The following is a 21,589-nucleotide window of genomic DNA, read 5'->3' on the forward strand; positions in this document are numbered from 1 at the left end:
TGAATCTGATAATTAGTAAAGGGGTACTAAAATAATGAAGTCATTTCGACTCATTCCAGCAATTGTAGCTGCTGCAATGCTAGTCGGCTGTGTACCTTCGAATAAGAAGGAGACAGAGCTTACACAGGAAACGCAACAGGAAAAAGCGGAAACAACGATTATTCCTAGTCTACAGATTGATGAATCTTTCTATAAAACACTAATACCATATAAAGAAAGTGCAAGCCGTGGGTTAGTCGTTTCGAATATTTACACGAAGTATGATATGAAGGAAGTAGAAACGGGATTAATGCGTCTTTCTCAAAATGAGTTTGACACTGAAAATTATTACTTCCAAGAAGGCCAATATTTAGCTGAAAGCACTGTAAGCTCTTGGCTAGCACGTAGTTCACAAACGGAGGATGGTTTAAATCCCCCAACAACAGATGCTATGACACCAGAAGAACGTGCAACAAAAGCACCTATTTATTTATCTCATATTGTTGAGCAAAATTATTTAAAGAAAACGGATGATAATAAGGTGAAATTAGCCGGTATTTCAATAGGGCTATCTTTAAATTCTATCTATTATTATCAAAAAGAAAAATATGGTGAGTATTACGAGGAGCCTATTCCTGAGTCTGCTCTTGTTGAGCAAGGTAAAAAAATGGCGGCTGAAATCGTTTCCCGTATGCGTACACGTGATGAATTAAAAGATGTACCGATAGTCGTTGGGTTGTTTAAACAGCAGGCCCGCAATGAAATTATTCCAGGTTCGTATTTTACTTATGGTGTTGCAAAAGAGGGGCAAAATGATATTGGCGAATGGCAACCTCTTGACGAAGAATATGTGATGTTCCCAACAGATGATACACATGATACTTATCGAGATGTTAGTAATAACTTCAAAAACTTCAAACAAGATGTCGATAAATATTTTTCTAACTATACAAGTGTTATTGGCACAGGCTTTTATCAAAATAAAAAAATACAAAAGCTAACAATAGAAATTCCAATCCAATTTTTCGGCACTGCTGAAATTATAGGCTTTACACAATATTTAACGGGCGCCCTAATCAATCAATTTGATAATATAAATGTCGAGGTGAGCATTACTTCAATCAATGGTCCAGAGGCTTTAATTATGAAAGAAGCGAATGATAAAGACCCGTATGTACACGTTTATGAGTAAAAAATAGTCAGCCTTGTGCTGGCTATTTTTATGCATAATCGCGCTTAAATCCAATAAGTGTTCGTTTAATAGAATTTGGACAATGTACATCATACGTAAGTAATAGTTAGTAAAGCTTCTCTAAAATCCAGATCAGCTAACAATTATAGCTACGTTCAACAAAAGAAGACATCTTAGGACAACACTTTGTTATAGTAGTGAAAGTTTCTGTATTTTTGGTGAAAGTTGTGATTTTTAATAGGAAAAATGTTATGATTATTGGCATGGTTAACTTTATTCAACCCTATTGTTATCAACAAAAACAATGAATTGGATCGTATTCGGAGGTGTAAAAAATGGCAAAATTAACAAAAGAAGAAGTTAAGCACGTTGCGAATTTAGCACGTCTTGCAATTACAGAAGAAGAAGCGGAAAAATTTGCAGAGCAACTTGGGAAAATTACTGACTTTGCAGAGCAGCTAAACGAGTTAGATACTACAAATGTTGAACCAACAACACACGTTTTACCATTGGTAAACGTAATGCGTGAAGATGTGGCAACAAAAGGTCTAGACCGTGATTTAATGATGTTAAACGTGAAAGAACAAGAAGATGGTCAAGTAAAAGTACCAGCTATCATGTAATACTAAAAAATAGGAGGATTCCTCATGACGTTATTTGAACGTTCAGCAAAGGAGCTACAAGCTGAAATTAAAGCTGGTAACCTAACAATCGCTGACTTAACAAAAGAAGCATATGAACGCGTAACAAAGCTTGACGGCGATGTACAAGCATTCCTTGCTTCAAACGAAGAAAAAGCAACTGCACAAGCAGCTGAAATGGACAAAGTGCCATTTGAAGAACGTGGACCACTTTTTGGTCTTCCTATTGGTGTCAAAGACAATATCGTAACAGAGGGCTTAGAAACAACTTGTGCTTCTAAAATTCTTGAAGGATTTATGCCAATTTACGATGCGACAGTCGTTAATAAGCTACGCGAAGCTGGCATGATTACAATCGGTAAATTGAACATGGACGAGTTTGCAATGGGTTCTTCAAATGAAAACTCATTCTATAAAACAACAAAAAATCCATGGAACTTAAATCACGTACCAGGTGGTTCTTCAGGTGCGTCTGCGGCAGCAGTAGCAGCAGGAGAAGTATCATTCTCACTTGGTTCAGATACAGGTGGTTCAATCCGTCAACCAGCAGCATATTGCGGTGTCGTAGGGATGAAACCTACATACGGTCGTGTATCTCGATTTGGACTTGTGGCATTTGCTTCTTCATTAGATCAAATCGGACCAATTACACGTAATGTTGAAGACAATGCGCTTTTACTAGAAGCTATTTCAGGATTAGACACTAACGATTCAACATCAGCAAATGTAGAAGTACCAAACTTCGCAGCAGCACTGACTGGCGATGTAAAAGGTTTACGTATTGCTGTACCAAAGGAATTTTTAGGTGAAGGTGTTGGCGAAGCGGCACGTCAATCAGTACTTGATGCACTAAAAGTACTAAAAGGCTTAGGTGCGACAGTAGAAGAAGTATCACTTCCTCATTCTAAATATGCACTTGCAGCGTACTATATCCTTTCTTCTTCTGAAGCGTCATCAAACCTTTCTCGTTTTGATGGTATCCGTTACGGTTTCCGCGCAGAAAACGTTAATAACCTAATGGACCTTTACAAAGAAACACGTGCACAAGGCTTTGGTGATGAAGTAAAACGTCGTATTATGCTAGGAACTTATTCACTTAGCGCTGGTACTTACGACGCTTATTACAAAAAAGCACAGCAAGCACGTACACTTATTAAAGCAGACTACGACAAAGTATTCGAAGACTTTGATGTAATCATTGGACCTACGGCACCAACGCCAGCATTTAAAATTGGTGAAAATGTTGATGACCCAATGACGATGTATGCTAACGATATTTTAACAATTCCTATGAACTTAGCGGGCGTGCCAGCAATTTCAATTCCATGTGGCTTTGAAAACGGTCTACCACTAGGTTTGCAAATCATTGGTAAATACTTCGATGAAGCAACAATTTACCGTGTAGCGCATGCGTTCGAGCAAGCTACTGCGTTCCATAAAGAAGTTCCTCAAATTTGGGAGGGAAAATAACATGAACTTTGAAACAGTCATTGGTTTAGAAGTACACGTTGAGTTAAAAACAAACTCAAAAATCTTCTCGCCAGCGCCAGCTCACTTCGGTGCTGAACCAAATACAAATACAACAGTAATTGACCTAGGTTATCCTGGTGTCCTTCCTGTCTTAAATAAAAATGTTGTAGATTTCGCGATGCGTGCAGCACTTGCACTAAACATGGAAATCGAGCAAGAAACAAAATTTGACCGTAAAAACTACTTCTATCCGGATAATCCGAAAGCATATCAAATTTCACAATTCGATAAGCCAATTGGTAAAAACGGTTGGATTGATATTGAAGTAGATGGTTACACAAAACGTATCGGTATTACTCGCCTTCATATGGAAGAAGATGCTGGTAAACTATCTCATGCTGGTGACCATTCATTAGTGGACTTTAACCGTCAAGGTACACCGCTTGTAGAAATCGTTTCTGAGCCAGATCTTCGCACAGCAAATGAAGCATATGCTTACCTTGAAAAATTAAAATCAATTATCCAATATACAGATGTTTCAGACTGTAAAATGGAAGAAGGTTCACTACGCTGTGATGCCAACATTTCGATTCGCCCATATGGCCAAGAAGAATTTGGTACAAAAACAGAGCTTAAAAACCTTAACTCGTTTAACTACGTACGTCGTGGTATTGAGCACGAAGAGTTACGTCAAGCGGACGTATTATTGTCAGGTGGCGTGATTGATCAAGAAACGCGTCGCTTTGATGAAAAAACAGGTAAAACTATTTTAATGCGTGTTAAAGAAGGAACAGATGATTATCGTTACTTCCCAGAGCCAGATTTAGTGCGTCTATCAATCGACGATGAATGGTTAGAGCGCGTAAAATTAGAGATTCCTGAACTTCCAGATGCTCGTAAAAAACGTTATGTTGAAGAATTAGGATTAACACCTTATGACGCTGGCGTTCTTGTTATTGCTAAAGAAATTTCTGATTTCTTTGAAGCGATGATAGCTGAAGGAGCAGATGCAAAACTTTCTGCAAACTGGTTGATGGGTGATGTTTCTGCATATTTAAATGCTGAACAAAAAGATCTTAAAGATACTGCGTTAACTCCAGAAAACCTAGCAGGCATGGTGAAATTGATTGCAGACGGTACAATTTCTTCTAAAATTGGTAAAAAAGTATTTACTGAGTTAGTCGAAAACGGCGGTTCAGCTAATGACATCGTGAAGGCAAAAGGATTAGTTCAAATTTCTGATGAGGGTGCATTATTAGCAATCGTAACAGAAGTATTAGATAACAATGCACAATCGATCGAAGACTTCAAAAATGGTAAGGATCGTGCAATTGGCTTCTTAGTTGGACAAATTATGAAAGCTACAAAAGGCCAAGCGAACCCACCAATGGTCAACAAATTATTACAACAAGAAATTGCAAAACGCTAATTTTTTGTTATTTCGATGAGTCAAGAGAGTGTATTCACTTTCTTGGCTTTTTAAATGCAAAAATTGTACATACTAACAAATCGTAACACTAAATAGTTGTCTAAAAAGAGTATTCATAGCAAAATATAGAATAGAACAAACACTTCATTTAAAAAGGGGATAAGTATATGAAAACTGAACAACAATATTTTGAAGAAGCCATGTCAATTCAACAATATATGGAAAACATGACAACGCTTAAAGAAGATAGCTTCCGTATTTATGATGGCTTTGAAGTGCCAATGAACGATGGTTTTGTAGCTTTATTAAAAGACAAGCAACCAAAAATTTTAACAATTACTGAAGATTGGTGCGGAGATGCGATGTTAAATAATCCAATTATTCGCCGTGTTGCAGAGGCAGCTGGATTAGTTATGCGCACCGTTTTACGCGATGCAGATACAGATTTAATAGACCGTTACTTAACAAACGGTGGCCGTGCAATTCCAATGTATATTTTACTTAATGAATCAGGTCAAGTTATAGGTAAATGGGGACCACGTGCGCCTGAGTTACAGGATATTGTAGTGAAAAAAAGAGCTACATTACCGGACAAAGAAGATCCGACTTTTGAGGAAGCACAAAAAGCACTTTATACTGAAATACGTGAAGATAATATTACGAACAATGCAAATTGGACATATGTATACGAAGATTTCAAAAAACACGTAACAGCAGCATTACAATAATGGAGCAATTTGCTTAGTCAAAGGTGTAACGTTCAATACGTGCTCGTACTGGCGTATTGAAAGCATATGGTGTAATTTGAGTTGCAAGGCGTAGAACTTCGCATTAAATCATCAGTGCAACATTTCAATGGTTTATTCGTTGAAAGTATTAGAATCTTATGAAGCAGGAAGGTATGTTATGAAACGAGCAAGAATCATTTATAATCCTACATCTGGGAGAGAAGCGTTTAAAAAGCATTTACCAGAAGTATTGGAGAAACTAGAGGTAGCAGGCTATGAGACATCTTGTCACGCAACAACTTGTGAAGGCGATGCTATAGAAGCAGCAAAAAACGCAGTAGAACGTGGATTTGATATTATCATAGCAGTTGGTGGAGATGGGACGTTAAATGAGGTTGTTTCTGGTGTAGGTCAATTTGAAAAACGTCCGAAGATTGGCTTAATTCCAATGGGGACAACGAATGATTTTGCACGTGCCGTCCATATTCCACGAAATATTGATGAAGCCGTTGATATTATTATTAAAGGCGATACCTTACCAGTTGATGTTGGATTGTTAAATGGAGAACGCTATTTCATCAATATTGCTGCTGGGGGACGTATTACTGAGCTAACGTACGAAGTCCCAAGCAAAATGAAAACAATGCTAGGGCAGTTAGCTTACTATTTAAAAGCGGTTGAAATGATTCCATCTATTAAGGCATCACATATGCGTATAGAATATGATGGTGAAGTATTTGATGGAGATGCAATGATGTTTTTATGTGGCTTAACGAATTCTGTTGGAGGCTTTGAAAAGCTTGCACCAGATGCGAGCATAAACGACGGTTACTTTACATTATTAGTATTAAAAAAAGTGAGCCTTCCAGAATTTATTCAACTTGCGGCAATGGCGTTACGAGGCGAACATTTAAAGGATGATCGTGTTATTTATAAAAAGGCGAGTGTTGTGAAAGTTACGACGGAAAACGAAGTGCATTTAAATTTAGATGGCGAATATGGTGGAGATGCACCTGCAACGTTTGAGAACTTAAAGCGCCATATTGAAATTTTTGTACCGATTGAAGATATTCGTGAGGAAGATCGAATTTAAATAATCTTATGGAACAATTGCAGATAAGTGTAAATAAGTTTTGTAAATTTACACTTATTTGTTTATAATCCCCTCATAAATAGGGGTTGTGAAAGAATTAAGAAAAATGTTTGGCGAATATACGTATATTAAATGAACAAAATTTGAAACCTTTATAATAGGCCGAAGTTTCGGTCCATTATAAAGGTTTTTTTCGTTGAAATGGTGGAAAATATGGGTATGGATAAGGGAAAGGAAGTGGTGCAATTTGTATAAGTCACAGGAAAGAAAGCTTATTTGGTTAAGCTTCGGTGTTGCAATTATCATGCTACTTTCCATTCTGGGAAGAATATTTGGTAGTTAGGAGGGTAATGAGATGATTAATGAATCAGCAGTCTTTTGGAGTCGTGCATTAACGGAGCTTACGTTATCGTTCCATATCATATATGCAACGATTGGTGTCGGCGTGCCGTTAATGATTATGATTGCGCAATGGACTGGATATAAAAAGAATGACGAGCATTATATTTTAATGGCACGACGTTGGGCACGAGGTTTCGTCATTACCGTTGCTGTAGGGGTCGTTACAGGTACAGCTATCGGATTACAATTATCGTTACTATGGCCGAATTTTATGCAACTTGCAGGGCAAACTATAGCATTACCACTCTTTATGGAAACCTTTGCATTCTTCTTTGAAGCCATTTTCTTAGGTATCTACTTATACACTTGGGATCGTTTCGATAGTCAGAAAAAACATATGCTCCTTCTAATTCCTGTTGCTTTAGGTGCATCAATGTCTGCGGTTTTTATAACGATCGTCAATGCCTTTATGAACGCACCACAAGGCTTTGACATAGTGGACGGTCAGCTCGTTAATATTCAACCATTTCTAGCAATGTTTAACCCAGCTATGCCAACTAAAGTAGCGCACGTGCTTGTTACTGCCTACATGACATCAGCATTTGTGTTGGCGGCAATTGCAGGCTACCGTATGCTTAAAGGCTCAGACCATGTTTATCATAAAAAATCATTATTTTTACTAATGAAGATTGGTCTGGTTACATCGATTTCAGCAGCAATAATAGGTGACTTCTCAGGCAAATACTTAGCGGAATACCAACCAGAAAAATTAGCTGCGGCAGAATGGCATTTTGAAACAACAGATAAAGCATCACTTATTTTATTCGGTGTGCTAGATGGCGAGGAAGTAAAGTATGCCATTAAAGTACCTTATGCATTAAGTATACTGGCAGCTAATAATCCAAATGCAGAAGTGATAGGCTTAGATCAATTTGCGGAGGAAGACCGACCACCGCTTTATATTCACTATCTGTTTAATATCATGGTCTTTATCGGTATGTTCATGGCATTAGTATCTTTAGTTTATGTAGTAGGGAAACTACGTCGTTGGCGGTTTATTCATTCGCGGTTGTTTAGATGGATTATTGTTGCAGGTGCACCACTGTCAATTCTAGCGATTGAATCAGGCTGGTGGCTTGCCGAAGTTGGACGTCAACCGTGGATATTATACGGTATTATGCGAACACCAGAGGGCGCAACAACGAGCGATCATGTGGATTTAATGATGCTGTTATTCTCAGGTGTTTATGCCGTACTTGGAGTAGGTAGTACCGTTGTATTAATTCGCATGTTTAAAAAGAATCCAATTGAGCGTGAAATTGAAGATCGGAATATAGAAAAAGGCGGTGACATCATATGACATTAGAGATATTAGGAATTTCAGTATTGTGGATTTTCCTTTTTGGTTATGTGATGCTCGCATCCATTGATTTTGGTGCAGGCTTTTTTAATGCTTACAGTCTACTTATTGGGAAAAACCATATTATAACGAATATTATTAAACGATATTTATCACCTGTATGGGAAGTAACGAATGTCTTTTTAGTGTTTTTCTTTGTTGGGATTGTAGGTTTTTTTCCTCAAACAGCATTTTACTATGGAACAATTTTGCTTGTGCCGGTTAGTATTTCATTAGTGTTGCTTGCGATTCGCGGTTCGTACTATGCATTTGAATCGTATGGCGCACGTGGACATATTGGTTATTCTCTGACATATGGCTTAACAGGTTTACTTATTCCAGCCTCATTATCTGTAGTATTTGCTATTGCAGGTGGCGGCTATGTGGATATGGTGGAAGGGCAACCAGTATTAAATTATTGGACACTATATACGAGTACATTTGCTTGGAGTATTGTCGTATTAAGCATAGCAGCTGTCCTTTATATATCCGCAGTATTTTTAACGTGGTATGCACATAAAGCAACAGATGTAGAGGCAACAAATTTAATGCGAAAATATGCATTAATTTGGGCAGCACCATTAATGATTAGTGCACTTGGGATTATGTATGAAATGAAATCCATTAACCCTGAAAGCTATCAGCATATGGTTAACTTATGGTGGATGTTTGCTATTTCCGCAGTATTATTTATTATTACTGTCCTATTGTTATGGATGCGAAAAAATTATGGGCTTGCTGTAGGCCTATTAATCGCTCAGTTCGCAGTAGCGTTTTTTGCTTACGGTATCGCGCAATATCCATATTTACTGTACCCATATTTAACGATTTATGATAGCTTTACAAACACCCAAATGGCCATTGCATTAGTCATCGTATTTGTTTTAGGATTATGCCTGCTTCTACCTTCACTATATTTATTGCTGAAACTATTCTTATTCAACAAAAATTATGTGACAGGGAAAGAAGACCATCATGCATAGGAGGTTATAGCGATGGAAAAGTTTTTAATGTTTTATGCACCATTTATTGTCGTCATTCTCGGGATTATTGTGATGTTCTGGTGGGCACCAAAAGATGATTATGTAACGAAAAATAATGAAAAGAGTCGCGAATAGCGACTCTTTTTTAGCACTGTCTGGGCTAAGGTAAACTATCAATTGAAGATACGCTAAGGAAAACGGGGAGCTCGTTCACATTGCGAGTCGTGGTCGCTCCAGGTCATTATTTTTTAGCACAGCTAGAATCGCGTGATAAATTCATGCCTTGTTCTTTTTTCCTCCGCTATCACATGCTACAATAAGAAGATTGAAATGGAGGATGTACGAATGTCAGCACCCGTAAAAAAGAATGACCAACTTACAGTTTATATAGAAGATTTAACACATGATGGCAATGGTGTCGCAAAAGTCGATGGCTATCCATTATTTATTCAAGGTGCATTACCGAATGAAACAGCAGAAATTCATGTTTTAAAAACGCTAAAAAATTATGGATTTGCAAAAATGATAGAAATAATTAAACCTTCACCTGATCGAGTAGATGCACCTTGCGATTATTTTAAGCAATGCGGTGGCTGTCAGTTACAGCACTTATCGTACGAGGGGCAGTTAAAGTGGAAGGAAAATATGGTGCGGAATGTTATGCAACGCCTAGGCAAAATTGACGCACCAATTTTACCAGTGAAGGGAATGGAGGAGCCTTGGCAATATCGCAATAAAGCTCAAATTCCATTTTCTACAAATGACGCGGGACAAGTCATTGCTGGTTTCTACAAAACAAAATCACATACAATTGTCGATATGGATCGCTGTTTAATTCAAACAGGCGAAGCGGACGCAATTCTTTCGGGACTAAAAAAGGAATTAACGTCAATCGGTATTCAACCTTATAATGAAGCATCACATGAGGGGATGCTGCGTCACGTCGTTATTCGTACTGCACGTGCAACAGGTGAGGTTATGGTCGTACTCGTTACGAAAAAGAAAAAATTCTCGCAAAAAGATGCGGCTGTAGCGAGCATATTAAAGCTATTGCCAAACGTTACATCCATAATGCAAAACATCAATAGCGATAAAACAAACGTTATTTTTGGTGATGAAACGATTAACCTTTGGGGCAATGATGTAATCATTGATTCTATCGGTGATGTACGCTTCGAAATCTCGGCACGCTCGTTCTACCAAGTAAATCCCCAGCAAACGGAAGTGCTATACAAGCAAGCGCTAGACTATGCTGATTTACAAGGTCATGAACGTGTCATTGATGCCTACTGTGGCATCGGTACCATTTCTTTATTCCTCGCTCAAAAAGCGAAGGCAGTAATGGGTGTCGAAATCGTCCCACAAGCCATTGAAGATGCAAAACGCAATGCAGAGCTTAACGGCTTTACAAATACGTACTTCGAGGCAGGCCCGGCAGAGGAAGTCATTCCACGCTGGTATAAGGAAGGCAAAGAAGCAGATGTCCTTGTTGTAGACCCACCACGTAAAGGATGCGATGAAGCACTTTTACAAACAATTTTAGAGCAACGTCCAAAACGAGTTGTTTATGTATCATGTAACCCAGCTACACTTGCACGTGACCTTCGCATATTGGAAGATGGCGGATACAAAACACAGGAAATTCAACCAGTCGATATGTTCCCGCATTCTACACATTGTGAAGCAGTTGCATGGTTAGAATTAGTTTAATTTAGTAAGTAACAAAAAATCGCTGTGCTGAAATATCCAATTATTATTGGGATTTTCGGCACAGCTTTCTGCATTTAAAGTAATTGTCAGAATTTCTTTTACTTCCGATGCAGGTTATTTAGTTACGCTTCAAGGTGTCTATTAAAAGTATTTGACAATGATTAATTAAAGAAATTATTTAATCTTGTTTCTACTAGGATGCTCCTTTGGTATATCTAACTTCATATTCGTCGAAATAAGCAGACGCTTTAAAAGCGTAATTATGCACCTCTAATTAGCCGTCTTGCTTTCCCTTATTTAATCTGTCTAAATTAGTGGATACTATCCACTATGCCAGTGAATTTTGGGTAGTTTATATTTTTTCCACCAAAACACACAAACCCCTAAAACATTTCATATCCTAAATTTTGCATTGTTTGCAGGAAATCAGCTAATTCAATTGATGAATGGAGCTTATCAAATGAATTAAACGTTGTCATCGCACTTAAAATTAAGGCCCTATTTGGTTGTACAGCCACGATTTCTTGTTGCACAAACGCAACTAATTCGTATAATAACTCACTGATTTGTGACTCGTCCCCGTACAGTCGCTCAATCGCTTTTTTTAAACTGTTTGTATGGATTGCAAACTCACTAAACAAAGAATCAGGCTGCATAGCAATTGAAAAGTTCTGTTCAAATGCTTCATTGGTAATTAGCGCATCTTCGCCTTTTTCTTTACTTGCAATAATTGTTTCTGTACTTGTCAGACTGTATTCAATCAGTTTGAGATAATCGTTGCTCTTATTATTCATCAAGGGCGAGAAATGAAACAAATTTTGAAGAATCCCTGCAAATATTAGTGTCATTTCAGCGATGTATGCTTCATATTTCTCCCCATATACTTGATGTAGTCGTTTATACAGCCACTCAATAAAGGAATTCCGTAAATCTTTCATAAATTTAATCAAGCTTGAATCATCTGAAACCGCTGCATCATCCATCAATTCTGACATATTAATCGTCCCTTTATTCAAAAAGGTCACTTCTATTTGCTTAATAAAAATATGACGATCTCCCTCGTTATCACCATCTAGCAGTAAATCTCTTTGATACTGAATACGTTCCTCCCTATATAACAATGTTTGCTGTAGCAAAGAGCTTTTCGATTCAAAGTAATTATAAAACGTCCCCTTCGAAACATTTGATTTATTTAATATGTCCTGAATTGAGGTTGCGTGATAACCCTGACTTAAAAATAATTCAAATGATGATTGTATAATGGCTAATTTTTTGTCCTTCATATTAACACTTCCCTCAAATTAATACATTTATTATACTACGATTCTGTTTTTATAACTCAAGTATATTAATGCTTGTTTTTTAAAAATAAAAGGTTTAGAATACATTTTATACTTTAAGTCCATTTTTATACACTGAGTATAATTCGGTGTTAAGAATCTATTTAAAGAATACTAACCAAGAAAGGGAACTCTAAAAACATGAAACAATCCACCAAAACAACATTAATTGTTTTAATTACTGGTGCTTTCTTTGCTTTACTGAACAATTCATTTTTAAATGTAGCATTAGCCCAAATTATGAAGGATTTATCGATTACTGAATCGACTGTCCAATGGCTTACTACAGGCTATATGCTAGTCAATGCGATTCTCGTTCCAACGACAGCATTTTTAATGAAAAAATACTCTCTACGTAAATTATTTTTGATTTCGATTGGGAGCTTCTTCTTAGGTTCTTTACTCGCTGGTATTGCAGGGTCATTTGGCTTACTTTTAACTGGGCGCTTAATCCAAGGCGTCGGTTCAGCACTGCTAATGCCAATGGGTATGTATTATTTAATGACTTCATTCCCGCCTGAAAAACGAGGATCAATGATGGGGCTTTTCGGTCTAGTAATTATGTTCGCACCAGCAATCGGTCCAACGCTTTCTGGCTTCATAATTGAACATTTTAATTGGAATATTTTATTCCTAATGATGGTTCCAATTATGGGGATTGTTTGGTTGATTGGTTATTTCAGTTTAGATAAAACGAAACCGAGCTATACAGGGAAAATTGATGTACCTTCTGTTATTTTCTCTGCACTTGCCTTTAGTGGTATTTTATATGGCTTCAGTTCTGCTGGAAACAAAGGATGGGGAGACGCATTTGTATGGTTACCGATTGTGCTTGGCTGTGTGTTCTTAGCACTATTGATTATTAGACAGTTCCGCCTAGTTGATCCAATGCTTGACTTTGGTATTTATAAGTCATCACAATATGCACTTGCATCGGCAATTACGGCGACAAATGTTATCGCGATGTATTCTGCGATGATTTTAATTCCACTGTTCTTGCAAAATACGCAAGGATTAACGCCATTAGAAACCGGGTTAATTTTATTACCTGGTGCTATTTTAAACGGGATTATGAGCCCTATTGCCGGTCGATTATTTGACAAATTCGGGGCAAAAAATTTAGTCTTAATTGGCGTTTGTATTACGATTTTCACAACAATTGCGTTTGCAAGATTAGATGAGAACACATCAAGCCTATATATCGCTACAATTTATGCGTTCCGTATGTTAAGTATGTCGTTTGTTAGTATGCCTATCCAAACACATGGCCTAAACTCATTAACACCTACCCAAACTACTCATGGTACGGCAATCAATAGTACGTTAAACCAGGTTGCAGGAGCAATTGGAACAAGTTTGCTTGTGTCAGTCATGGTAAGCCGTACAAAAACACATATGGCAGACGTAGCAAATCAGGTAACAGATCAAGCATCCCAGCAGCATTTAATGCTACAATCTTCAATAATTGGGGTAAATGATGCCTTTTTAGCAACATTAATAGTTTCAGGTATTGCCTTTGTTTTAACGCTTTTCCTTAAAAAGAAAAGTGTCAAAGTCAAAAGCGAGCCGGTCGCTACAAATAAATAGTTTGCGGGATTAAGTAAATTAATAGATTAAGATTTCCATCCGAATTTTTATTTACCACTAACTTTTTCCACTCTCATTAGTCAGAGGAACATACTAAAAAAAGTAGTACAAATCAAAGCTATGGATTTGTACTACTTTTTTTGCGAAGATTATTTTAAAAGGGACCACGCTGTCCTGCTTCAACATTAAATGTTACTGGTTAACCTTCTTCTAAAGATTTGATTTCCTTACCATGGATAGCTGAGAAATGTACGTTTACAGCCTCGATACCTTCATGTTCGATAATCCACAATGCACCTGCTGTAGCTTAATGAAAAAATCGATTATTTATAAGAAAGTTTGATAATTTGTATTAATGTTTGAATCATTTGCTGGATATTTATATAGATATATTTATAGAGATTGCAAGGAATTAGGTGCAGGTTAGTGGAATTAAAAATGTTAATTTATGTCGGAATATTAAAAGTGAGTAATTACTCACTTTTAATTGAAAACAGTCTCAACATAGAAGTATAATAAGTATGAGTGATTAAACACTCACTTTTTGAGGGGAGGATTAAATTATGAGCGAGACAACTACTATTCAAATTCAAGAAGTAACTAAAAGTTTCGGTAAGAAAGTGGTATTAAAAGATATCAATTTTGATATTAAAGAGGGCCGTATTTATGGTTTTATTGGACCTTCGGGAGCTGGAAAAACAACATTAGTAAAAATGATGGTTGGTATGGATATACCAGATAAAGGTTCTATCTATTTATTAAATGAAAAAATGCCTAATTTAAATGTCTTACAGAAAATTGGTTATATGGCTCAATCAGATGCGTTATACACAACTCTGACGGGTAAGGAAAATCTAATGTTTTTCGCATCCCTATTTAAATTAAATAATAAAGAAAAACAGGAACGCATTGCCTACACCGCTAACTTAGTTAATCTAACTGAAGATCTTAATAAAAAAGTGTCAGCATACTCAGGAGGTATGAAACGACGTTTATCTCTCGCAATTGCTTTAATACAAAACCCTCAAGTACTGATTTTAGACGAACCTACTGTTGGAATAGACCCTGAATTAAGATTAAGTATTTGGAATGAGCTGTTACGATTAAAAAATGAGGAAGGAAAAACCATTATTATCACGACTCACGTAATGGATGAAGCAGAAAAATGTGACTATATCGCAATGGTAAGAGATGGTTCATTTATTGCAACTGGCACACCTCACCAATTGAAAGAGCAATTTGAAGCTAATAGTTTGGATGAGGTATTTTTATATGCTGGGAGGAAAGTACAATGAGAACAGTAGCACTTATTAAGAGAATTTTATTACAAATATTTAGAGATAAGCGTACATTAGCTCTTCTTTTTGTTGCTCCTTTATTAGTTTTAACACTAATGAACCTAGTCTTTAATGGAAATGCTGTTGAGCCTGTTTTGGGAGTTGCTAATGGGAATCAGCAACTTCTTGAAAAATTAAAGGATGTAGATATTGAGGTAAAAGAATATAGCAACGTTTTAAATGTGAATGAAACTATATTAGAAAATAATTTAGATGGTTTTTTACAAGTCGTCGACGATAACCCAACAATAACGTTACTGAATAATGATCCTACGATAGCCAAAAACCTAGAAATAAAAGTAAAGCAAATTTATAGTAGAGATATTCAATTAAAGCAAATGGAAGCAAACAGTATAATGAGTGAGCTTCCATCACAAGATTCGATGAAAACCAACTATGTATACGGTAGTAGTGATACAGAACTTTTTGATACTTTTAGTCCTATTTTGGTAGGGTTCTTTGTCTTCTTTTTCGTTTTCTTAATCTCTGGCATAGGTCTATTGAATGAAAGAACAACTGGAACGCTAGAACGTTTATTAGCAACACCTATTAAGAGAGGTGAGATTGTCACAGGCTATCTAGTTGGTTACGGTTTATTAGCAGTGGTACAGACCATTATTATTGTGTTGTTTGCAATCAATGTGCTGGATATGGTTTTAATTGGTTCTATATGGAATGTTATATTAATCAATGTCATCGTAGCACTTGTGGCTTTGTCACTTGGCATACTATTATCTTCATTCGCAAGTTCAGAGTTTCAAATGATACAGTTCATACCAATTATCATTGTGCCACAAATATTCTTTTCAGGTATTTTCTCTATAGAGGGAATGGCAGGATGGCTACAAATTTTTGCAAACTTTATGCCGTTGTACTACGCAGCAGATGCATTAAAAGGAGTAATGTACGAAGGTTTGAGTTTATCTGATATTAGTAGTAATTTATATATTTTGTTAGCTTTTGCAGCAGTATTTATCGTCTTAAATTTGTTTGCTCTGAAAAAGTACCGTAAATTATGATACAGTAACGATAAGTGTTAAGCAAAGATGGTGGATCGAATGGAAAATAATAATCTAATGGATGAAGTAGCTAAAATTCTTCAAAAATCCAATAAACAAACTGTTAAACAAAAGAAAATTATTGAGGTTGCTATTGCTACATTTGCCGAAAAGGGATATTCAAATACATCGACTTCTGAAATAGCAAAAAAAGCGGGCGTTGCAGAAGGAACTATTTTTAAGCATTATGGAACCAAGGAAAATTTATTGCTAGCTATAATGGTACCTTTTCTAAAGGAATTTTTTCCTACGATGGCAGATGAACTTATTGGGGAACTTATGGATGATGAGCGTTCATTTGAAGATTTTTTAAGAGCTTTTTTAATTAATCGCATTACCTTTCTCTCGGAAAACAGAGAAATATTTCAGGTAGTCATAAAGGAAATGATTTATAAAGAGGAACTTAGAAATGAATTATTTCCATACATTTCAAAAGTAGCAACTGAACGCTTAATAAAAGTAATAGAGATATTCAAACAACGTGGTGACATCAAAGACATATCAAACGAATCAATTATAAAAATGTTGAGCACAGTAATTGGAGGATTCTTTGTTTCTAATCTTGTGTTTTTAAATAAACATTCCGTTAGCGAAAAGGAAATTGAAGAAGTTGTGTTATTTATATTAAATGGGCTTGGGCAATTTCATTAGTAAAAGGTATTTTAATGTTCCTTCGTAAAAATAGTTTTAAATAAAATATATATTCTTCCACAAAAAAAGCAGCAATAGCTGCTTTCAGACTGTAGACAAACTTGAAGATTTTAGAGTTTGTCTACAGTCCTTTTTTTATTTAAAGTTAATATAGAAGTGATGACGACTGCCGTTGATTTCCGCTACGGGCGGTCTGTTGCGTCTTACGTACTGTGTGTTCCCGCAGGAGTCGCCCGCCTTCCACTCCAATGTATTGCTAGCAGTCTACTGTAAATAAAATAATCTATTGCGGTGCTGGAAAATGATGACGAAGAATCAAATCAATGATTGCAAACAATTAGCAATGCTGACAATTGACCAATTGGTGCAACAAGACCATTTGGATTGAAAACTAGAGGCAGCGATTAATTGTTCGTTTATCTATCCATTAATGGAAAACCTCTATTCATCGTTAAGGCGTCCAAGTAAGAGTGGTTAGTATGTTAAAGATGAACGGACAAAGCAGTTTGTGTATTCATTTCATGCAGCGACAGATGAAAAGAGGTACCATCGTGACTCCTGGAAATGTGCACGATAGTCATGTATTGCAGCTACTTGTTGAAAAAATCGTCCAAAAAGTTCAAAAACCATTATGCGTATTTTGACTAGTGTTTTTTTCGTGGCAGCAACTATTCAAATATATTTATATGAGTTGAAAGCATTACTAGAACAGACTTAATTAAATTTTTACCAAAATTTTCTTGTATGAAAATATAAATAATTTTGCTAAGATATCTTTTGAAATAATTTACCTTTAATACGGTCCAGAGAGGCTGAAAAGGGCTATATGATACTTTAAGTTATTATGCTAGTAATATCTTTGTTTATTCATGCCCTTTTGTCTGTTCTGACGAAAGGGCATTTATTTTGCACATTTTAGCTGTGATTACACAACTAACGTACCTCTTTTAAAGGAAGTCCAGTGAGGCTTAAAAGGAGAATGGAAACGTTATATTTATATAGATACATCCATTCATTCGTAAATAAAAGAGATTTATTTCATCTAGAACATACTGGAGGAGAGTAGAATGGATTATCGAAAAAAAACCGTGGTCGCATCGGTAGCTGGTTTAACATTAGAAGGCATGGACATCATGTTTATCTCATTTGCGATGACAATGATTATTGCAGAATTTAACATTGATTTAGCAACGGGAGGACTTATTTCTTCTATAACGAATGTAGGGATGCTATTAGGAGGAATTGTTTTCGGCGTTTTAGCAGATAAATATGGAAGGGTAAAGGTCTTTACGTATACCGTCATCTTGTTTGCAATTGGTACGGCTTTAACAGGATTAGCCACTAGCATTGAACAAGTGTACCTATTTAGATTTATCGCAGGAATAGGTGCCGGAGGAGAATATGGTATTGGTATGGCACTTGTTGCAGAAGCTTGGCCGAAAAATAAACAAGGGCGTGCGTCTTCATATGTCAGTGTAGGTGCTCAATATGGTGTTATTTTAGCAGCATTACTAAGTGCCATCATATTGCCTACTTTAGGATGGCGAGCATTATTCTTTGTTGGTGTAGTACCTGTTATTTTTGCCTTTATCGTAAGAAAAAATTTAGATGAATCTCCTGAGTGGCTCGCTGCTCAGAAAAATAAAAAGGCTAGTAAGAAAGATGAAAAGGGTAAGTTGGTACAATTGTTTGAAACGCCACGAACAGCGATTACAACAATCTCTTTAATCATAATGGCAACTGTTCAAATTGCCGGTTATAACGGATTAATGATTTGGTTACCATCGATGTTGCAACAGTCACAAGGTTTATCTGTTTCAAGTTCTGCCATTTGGACAATTAGTACAGCGGTTGGCATGATTATCGGTATGTTAACCTTTGGACTATTCCTAGATCGATTTGGCGCAAAGCGTGCCTTTGGCGCCTTCCTTATTGCCTCAGCATGTGCTGTGTTTTTATACTCTTATGCTACGGGTAGTGTTGGTGTCCTAATAGGTGGTGCAATTGTCGGATTCTTCTCAAATGGTATGTTTGCCGGATATGGAGCGTTGATTGGTAGTCTATATCCCGTTCAAATTCGAAGTACCGCAACAAATACAATTTTCAATTTTGGTCGAGCTATAGGCGGCTTTTCACCAATTCTTGTCGGCTATATTCTACAAAGTTATGATATGCAAGTTGCGATGCTTTACTTAGCAGGTTTATATTGTATTTCCTTTATTGTCATGCTAATGCTTAAAAAAGATAATATAGGGAATGTCAGTGAAACTATATAACAGCGGAAGTTTATTTATCCACCAATTGAAATGCATTTGCGTTTTAATTGGTGGTTTTTTTGAAATTATAGATTTTTTTTCGAAAGTTGTTGTCTAGAATAAATCGCTACATCCTTGAGGGCGCTGTCTGTTCTTAGGTTTACGTGCCCGCGGAAAGCATCGCCGTAGCGGACATCAACGGTGATGCAAAAAAGTGTTAGATTGATGTAGTCAATCTAACACTTTTTCTCTTTTGCCCCTAATTAATTTTGTTTGAGAAAATCTTTATCCTGATAGGCTGGATTAGGATATTTATAAAAACCTTCCCCTGAAGATACACCCATTTTCCCTAAATCGATATACTCGTATTTAATTTTTTCCGCTATGATTTTTGCCATTGGATCAATATCTGCCTTCATCACATTTAAGTTATATGGTGTTTCCATGCCAACTATATCTAGAAACCCGAAAGGACCTAACGGTGAACCAGTTGAAATCATCCAGTTTTTATCAATTGTATGTGGATCTGCAATTTCATTTGCCCAAAGCCCCATACCTGCACTTAAAAAGGGTACAGATAGTGTATTTAAAATATAGCCTGGTTGTTCCTTCTTTAAATGGAATGGAATCATGCCGATAGTACGTGCAAATTCAACTACTTGTTCAGTGTACTGTGGATCAGTTCCTTCATGCCCCATCACTTCGGCTGTATTGTTTTTCCAAATAGTATTTGCAAAGTGTAAAGCTAAAAACTTCTCAGGTCGTCCTGTAAATTGTGCAAATTGACTAGGTAACAGAGTGGAAGAATTTGATGCGAAAACAGTTTTTGCTGGTGCTACTTTTGCTAGTTGCTCATAAAATGATTGTTTAATTTCAATACGTTCTGGTACTGCTTCGATAACTAAATCTACATCAGATACCGCCTGTGCTAAATCTGTGTAAAATGATAAACCTTCTAACGCTGTAGCTGCACGTGCAGAATCATTAAAATAATCTCCGTATGTGTTTGATAACGATTCCATGCGTTGTTTCGCTGTTGCAATTGTATCATCGTTAATGTCATATACATTTACTTCATATCCAAAAAACGCAGTTTGAAAAGCAATTTGACTTCCTAATACTCCACTACCTGCGACTAATATTTTTTTAAATTCCATATTTAGAACCTCATTTCTTGATTAGAATACCCTTATATAAACAAAATAAAGTTGTTACATTTAGAGTGTAAATGATAGAGTAAATGCAAAGATACCTGTAATTAAGGGTATATTAATTCAAAATGAACATGTAAATGTAGGTGTACTATGACTAAAATAAACTTTCAATATGTATTGTTTCATAAAATTCATCATCAAGATATTGCCTATGCGTGGAATAAGCATTTGCAATCTAGAAAAGAGTTAAGTGAGCAAGAAATTATTCAAATTGGTTATTGGTACCGTTCTTGGCTGACATTTTTAAATGGTCAGTTAAAAAATAAAACGATTCAACGGGAGGAGCTAATTAACTGGGCGACAATGCATAGTCGACTTTTACCAGAAAAATTGCTAACAACATTTCCTTCATTGTCTTATTACGCAACAAAAGATGTCCTTGTCCAAATTAAGCATCCATATACAGATGAAATGTTAATGTATCACGAAAAAGTACTAGATGTATTACGTCTTATAAACAGCAAAGTAGTACAATCTCCGATAAAGGCTGACATGAGTGTAGAGAGTTTGCTTAAGCTACAGCACTTTAGTAAATTGCTCGTTCAATTAGATGGAGTAGATCATATGCCAACTATTTTAACGAAAGCACAGGAAAACTTCGGCTATCAACGAGTTACTTTTCATAGCTATAATCCATGGCTCAATGAATTTTCAGGTGTATACGGCTCTGAGCTACACAAAGTACAAATGCTAAAAGGCAAGCTGGAAGATGAGCCCGTTTTCGCTATTAAGAAGCCACTCTATTTAGAGCAACCAGCACCATATATAAATCCTATTGCAATTAAATTATTGAATGTATCTACAATTATTTTTATTCCAATACAGCAAAATGGACAATTATTTGGTTGGTTAACGTTTGACCAATGTGGAACGCCTTTTTCATATAATGAAGAAGAAATGCAATTACTTGAAGAAGCAGGGAACTTATTGGGTTGTTACTTTTCACGTACACGCAGTACACAACGGCTACTGCATGACTTAAAGTTAACGGATAAAGACTTGGCGGTTTTATTTTTATTAGCGGAAGGATTCAGTAATAAAGAAATGGCAGAGCTTCTCGTTGTCAGTGAGTACACAATTCGTGACTATATTCAAAAGCTTTTAACTGTATTTAATGCAAAAAACCGTACACAAATCATTGCGACGGCTTTTCGAATGGCTGTTTTAGAATAAATGAAAGC

Annotated in this window: 18 protein-coding genes and 1 pseudogene; 17 read left to right on the forward strand and 2 right to left on the reverse strand. The window is 36.3% G+C overall.

What is annotated here, in order from left to right; genetic code table 11:
• Positions 1 to 34: 34 nt before the first annotated feature.
• From ACQKNX_RS21110 to rlmD, 10 genes are all read left to right on the forward strand, one after another.
• Positions 35 to 1,171 (forward strand): CamS family sex pheromone protein, encoded by a 1,137-nt coding sequence (locus ACQKNX_RS21110; protein WP_427430539.1) that lies wholly within the window; start codon positions 35 to 37, stop codon positions 1,169 to 1,171.
• Between the two features lie 335 nt (positions 1,172 to 1,506).
• A complete protein-coding gene (gatC, locus tag ACQKNX_RS21115; RefSeq protein WP_427430540.1) occupies positions 1,507 to 1,794 on the forward strand; it encodes an Asp-tRNA(Asn)/Glu-tRNA(Gln) amidotransferase subunit GatC in 288 nt (95 codons plus the stop codon).
• Positions 1,795 to 1,818: 24 nt separating this feature from the next.
• A complete protein-coding gene (gene gatA / locus ACQKNX_RS21120; RefSeq protein ID WP_427430541.1) occupies positions 1,819 to 3,282 on the forward strand; it encodes an Asp-tRNA(Asn)/Glu-tRNA(Gln) amidotransferase subunit GatA in 1,464 nt (487 codons plus the stop codon).
• A gap of 1 nt (position 3,283) precedes the next feature.
• Entirely contained in the window at positions 3,284 to 4,711 is a 1,428-nt protein-coding gene (gatB, locus tag ACQKNX_RS21125) for an Asp-tRNA(Asn)/Glu-tRNA(Gln) amidotransferase subunit GatB (RefSeq protein ID WP_427430542.1), read from the forward strand.
• A 167-nt stretch (positions 4,712 to 4,878) separates the two neighbouring features.
• Positions 4,879 to 5,439, forward strand: coding sequence for a thioredoxin family protein (locus ACQKNX_RS21130; protein WP_427430543.1), 561 nt, complete (start codon positions 4,879 to 4,881; stop codon positions 5,437 to 5,439).
• A gap of 178 nt (positions 5,440 to 5,617) precedes the next feature.
• Positions 5,618 to 6,532: a diacylglycerol kinase gene (locus ACQKNX_RS21135; RefSeq protein WP_340822233.1), complete on the forward strand. Its 915-nt coding sequence runs from the start codon at positions 5,618 to 5,620 to the stop codon at positions 6,530 to 6,532.
• A gap of 355 nt (positions 6,533 to 6,887) precedes the next feature.
• On the forward strand, positions 6,888 to 8,234 hold the full coding sequence (locus ACQKNX_RS21140; protein WP_427430544.1) for a cytochrome ubiquinol oxidase subunit I: 1,347 nt from the start codon (positions 6,888 to 6,890) through the stop codon (positions 8,232 to 8,234).
• Positions 8,231 to 9,256 carry a cytochrome d ubiquinol oxidase subunit II gene (locus tag ACQKNX_RS21145; RefSeq protein WP_427430545.1) on the forward strand — a complete coding sequence of 342 codons (1,026 nt, stop codon included), beginning with the start codon at positions 8,231 to 8,233 and terminating at the stop codon, positions 9,254 to 9,256. The genes ACQKNX_RS21140 and ACQKNX_RS21145 overlap by 4 nt, the downstream gene beginning before the upstream one ends.
• Before the next feature lie 12 nt (positions 9,257 to 9,268).
• Positions 9,269 to 9,391, forward strand: coding sequence for a cytochrome bd oxidase small subunit CydS (gene cydS, locus ACQKNX_RS21150; protein ID WP_340822240.1), 123 nt, complete (start codon positions 9,269 to 9,271; stop codon positions 9,389 to 9,391).
• A 210-nt stretch (positions 9,392 to 9,601) separates the two neighbouring features.
• Positions 9,602 to 10,966, forward strand: a complete 1,365-nt coding sequence (rlmD, locus tag ACQKNX_RS21155) for a 23S rRNA (uracil(1939)-C(5))-methyltransferase RlmD (RefSeq protein WP_427430546.1) — start codon at positions 9,602 to 9,604, stop codon at positions 10,964 to 10,966.
• A 383-nt stretch (positions 10,967 to 11,349) separates the two neighbouring features.
• On the opposite strand, the gene ACQKNX_RS21160 is transcribed toward rlmD, so the two are convergent.
• The gene (locus ACQKNX_RS21160) at positions 11,350 to 12,249 is read right to left on the reverse strand and encodes a TetR/AcrR family transcriptional regulator (RefSeq protein WP_427430547.1); all 900 of its coding nucleotides are present in this window, start codon (positions 12,247 to 12,249) and stop codon (positions 11,350 to 11,352) included.
• Between the two features lie 198 nt (positions 12,250 to 12,447).
• Between ACQKNX_RS21160 and ACQKNX_RS21165 the strand changes: the two genes are divergently transcribed.
• The 6 genes and pseudogenes from ACQKNX_RS21165 (at position 12,448) to ACQKNX_RS21190 (ending at position 19,215) form a co-directional block, all read left to right on the forward strand.
• A complete protein-coding gene (locus ACQKNX_RS21165; protein WP_427430548.1) occupies positions 12,448 to 13,893 on the forward strand; it encodes an MDR family MFS transporter in 1,446 nt (481 codons plus the stop codon).
• Positions 13,894 to 14,456: 563 nt separating this feature from the next.
• Positions 14,457 to 15,188 (forward strand): ABC transporter ATP-binding protein, encoded by a 732-nt coding sequence (locus ACQKNX_RS21170; protein WP_427430549.1) that lies wholly within the window; start codon positions 14,457 to 14,459, stop codon positions 15,186 to 15,188.
• The gene (locus ACQKNX_RS21175) at positions 15,185 to 16,249 is read left to right on the forward strand and encodes an ABC transporter permease (RefSeq protein ID WP_427430550.1); all 1,065 of its coding nucleotides are present in this window, start codon (positions 15,185 to 15,187) and stop codon (positions 16,247 to 16,249) included. Before ACQKNX_RS21170 ends, ACQKNX_RS21175 begins: the two co-directional genes overlap by 4 nt.
• Positions 16,250 to 16,288: 39 nt before the next feature.
• The gene (locus ACQKNX_RS21180) at positions 16,289 to 16,939 is read left to right on the forward strand and encodes a TetR/AcrR family transcriptional regulator (protein WP_427430551.1); all 651 of its coding nucleotides are present in this window, start codon (positions 16,289 to 16,291) and stop codon (positions 16,937 to 16,939) included.
• Positions 16,940 to 17,417: 478 nt separating this feature from the next.
• A pseudogene (locus ACQKNX_RS21185) lies at positions 17,418 to 17,577 on the forward strand (IS5/IS1182 family transposase); the annotation flags it as partial.
• 429 nt (positions 17,578 to 18,006) lie between these two features.
• Positions 18,007 to 19,215, forward strand: a complete 1,209-nt coding sequence (locus tag ACQKNX_RS21190) for an MFS transporter (RefSeq protein WP_427430552.1) — start codon at positions 18,007 to 18,009, stop codon at positions 19,213 to 19,215.
• A 242-nt stretch (positions 19,216 to 19,457) separates the two neighbouring features.
• On the opposite strand, the gene ACQKNX_RS21195 is transcribed toward ACQKNX_RS21190, so the two are convergent.
• On the reverse strand, positions 19,458 to 20,351 hold the full coding sequence (locus ACQKNX_RS21195) for a 3-hydroxyacyl-CoA dehydrogenase (protein WP_427430553.1): 894 nt from the start codon (positions 20,349 to 20,351) through the stop codon (positions 19,458 to 19,460).
• A 147-nt stretch (positions 20,352 to 20,498) separates the two neighbouring features.
• On the opposite strand from ACQKNX_RS21195, the gene ACQKNX_RS21200 reads away from it, so the two are divergent.
• Positions 20,499 to 21,581: a LuxR C-terminal-related transcriptional regulator gene (locus ACQKNX_RS21200; RefSeq protein ID WP_427430554.1), complete on the forward strand. Its 1,083-nt coding sequence runs from the start codon at positions 20,499 to 20,501 to the stop codon at positions 21,579 to 21,581.
• Positions 21,582 to 21,589: the final 8 nt, after the last annotated feature.

This window comes from Lysinibacillus sp. NPDC093712, from assembly GCF_050280025.1.
GTDB lineage: Bacteria > Bacillota > Bacilli > Bacillales_A > Planococcaceae > Lysinibacillus.

What these genes read in the sequence shown, in the direction of transcription:
- ACQKNX_RS21110 (WP_427430539.1), top strand. Translation starts at nt 35, where the DNA reads ATGAAGTCATTTCGACTCATTCCAGCAATTGTAGCTGCTGCAATGCTA.
- gatC (WP_427430540.1), top strand. Translation starts at nt 1,507, where the DNA reads ATGGCAAAATTAACAAAAGAAGAAGTTAAGCACGTTGCGAATTTAGCA.
- gatA (WP_427430541.1), top strand. Translation starts at nt 1,819, where the DNA reads ATGACGTTATTTGAACGTTCAGCAAAGGAGCTACAAGCTGAAATTAAA.
- gatB (WP_427430542.1), top strand. Translation starts at nt 3,284, where the DNA reads ATGAACTTTGAAACAGTCATTGGTTTAGAAGTACACGTTGAGTTAAAA.
- ACQKNX_RS21130 (WP_427430543.1), top strand. Translation starts at nt 4,879, where the DNA reads ATGAAAACTGAACAACAATATTTTGAAGAAGCCATGTCAATTCAACAA.
- ACQKNX_RS21135 (WP_340822233.1), top strand. Translation starts at nt 5,618, where the DNA reads ATGAAACGAGCAAGAATCATTTATAATCCTACATCTGGGAGAGAAGCG.
- ACQKNX_RS21140 (WP_427430544.1), top strand. Translation starts at nt 6,888, where the DNA reads ATGATTAATGAATCAGCAGTCTTTTGGAGTCGTGCATTAACGGAGCTT.
- ACQKNX_RS21145 (WP_427430545.1), top strand. Translation starts at nt 8,231, where the DNA reads ATGACATTAGAGATATTAGGAATTTCAGTATTGTGGATTTTCCTTTTT.
- cydS (WP_340822240.1), top strand. Translation starts at nt 9,269, where the DNA reads ATGGAAAAGTTTTTAATGTTTTATGCACCATTTATTGTCGTCATTCTC.
- rlmD (WP_427430546.1), top strand. Translation starts at nt 9,602, where the DNA reads ATGTCAGCACCCGTAAAAAAGAATGACCAACTTACAGTTTATATAGAA.
- ACQKNX_RS21160 (WP_427430547.1), bottom strand. Translation starts at nt 12,249, where the DNA reads ATGAAGGACAAAAAATTAGCCATTATACAATCATCATTTGAATTATTT.
- ACQKNX_RS21165 (WP_427430548.1), top strand. Translation starts at nt 12,448, where the DNA reads ATGAAACAATCCACCAAAACAACATTAATTGTTTTAATTACTGGTGCT.
- ACQKNX_RS21170 (WP_427430549.1), top strand. Translation starts at nt 14,457, where the DNA reads ATGAGCGAGACAACTACTATTCAAATTCAAGAAGTAACTAAAAGTTTC.
- ACQKNX_RS21175 (WP_427430550.1), top strand. Translation starts at nt 15,185, where the DNA reads ATGAGAACAGTAGCACTTATTAAGAGAATTTTATTACAAATATTTAGA.
- ACQKNX_RS21180 (WP_427430551.1), top strand. Translation starts at nt 16,289, where the DNA reads ATGGAAAATAATAATCTAATGGATGAAGTAGCTAAAATTCTTCAAAAA.
- ACQKNX_RS21190 (WP_427430552.1), top strand. Translation starts at nt 18,007, where the DNA reads ATGGATTATCGAAAAAAAACCGTGGTCGCATCGGTAGCTGGTTTAACA.
- ACQKNX_RS21195 (WP_427430553.1), bottom strand. Translation starts at nt 20,351, where the DNA reads ATGGAATTTAAAAAAATATTAGTCGCAGGTAGTGGAGTATTAGGAAGT.
- ACQKNX_RS21200 (WP_427430554.1), top strand. Translation starts at nt 20,499, where the DNA reads ATGACTAAAATAAACTTTCAATATGTATTGTTTCATAAAATTCATCAT.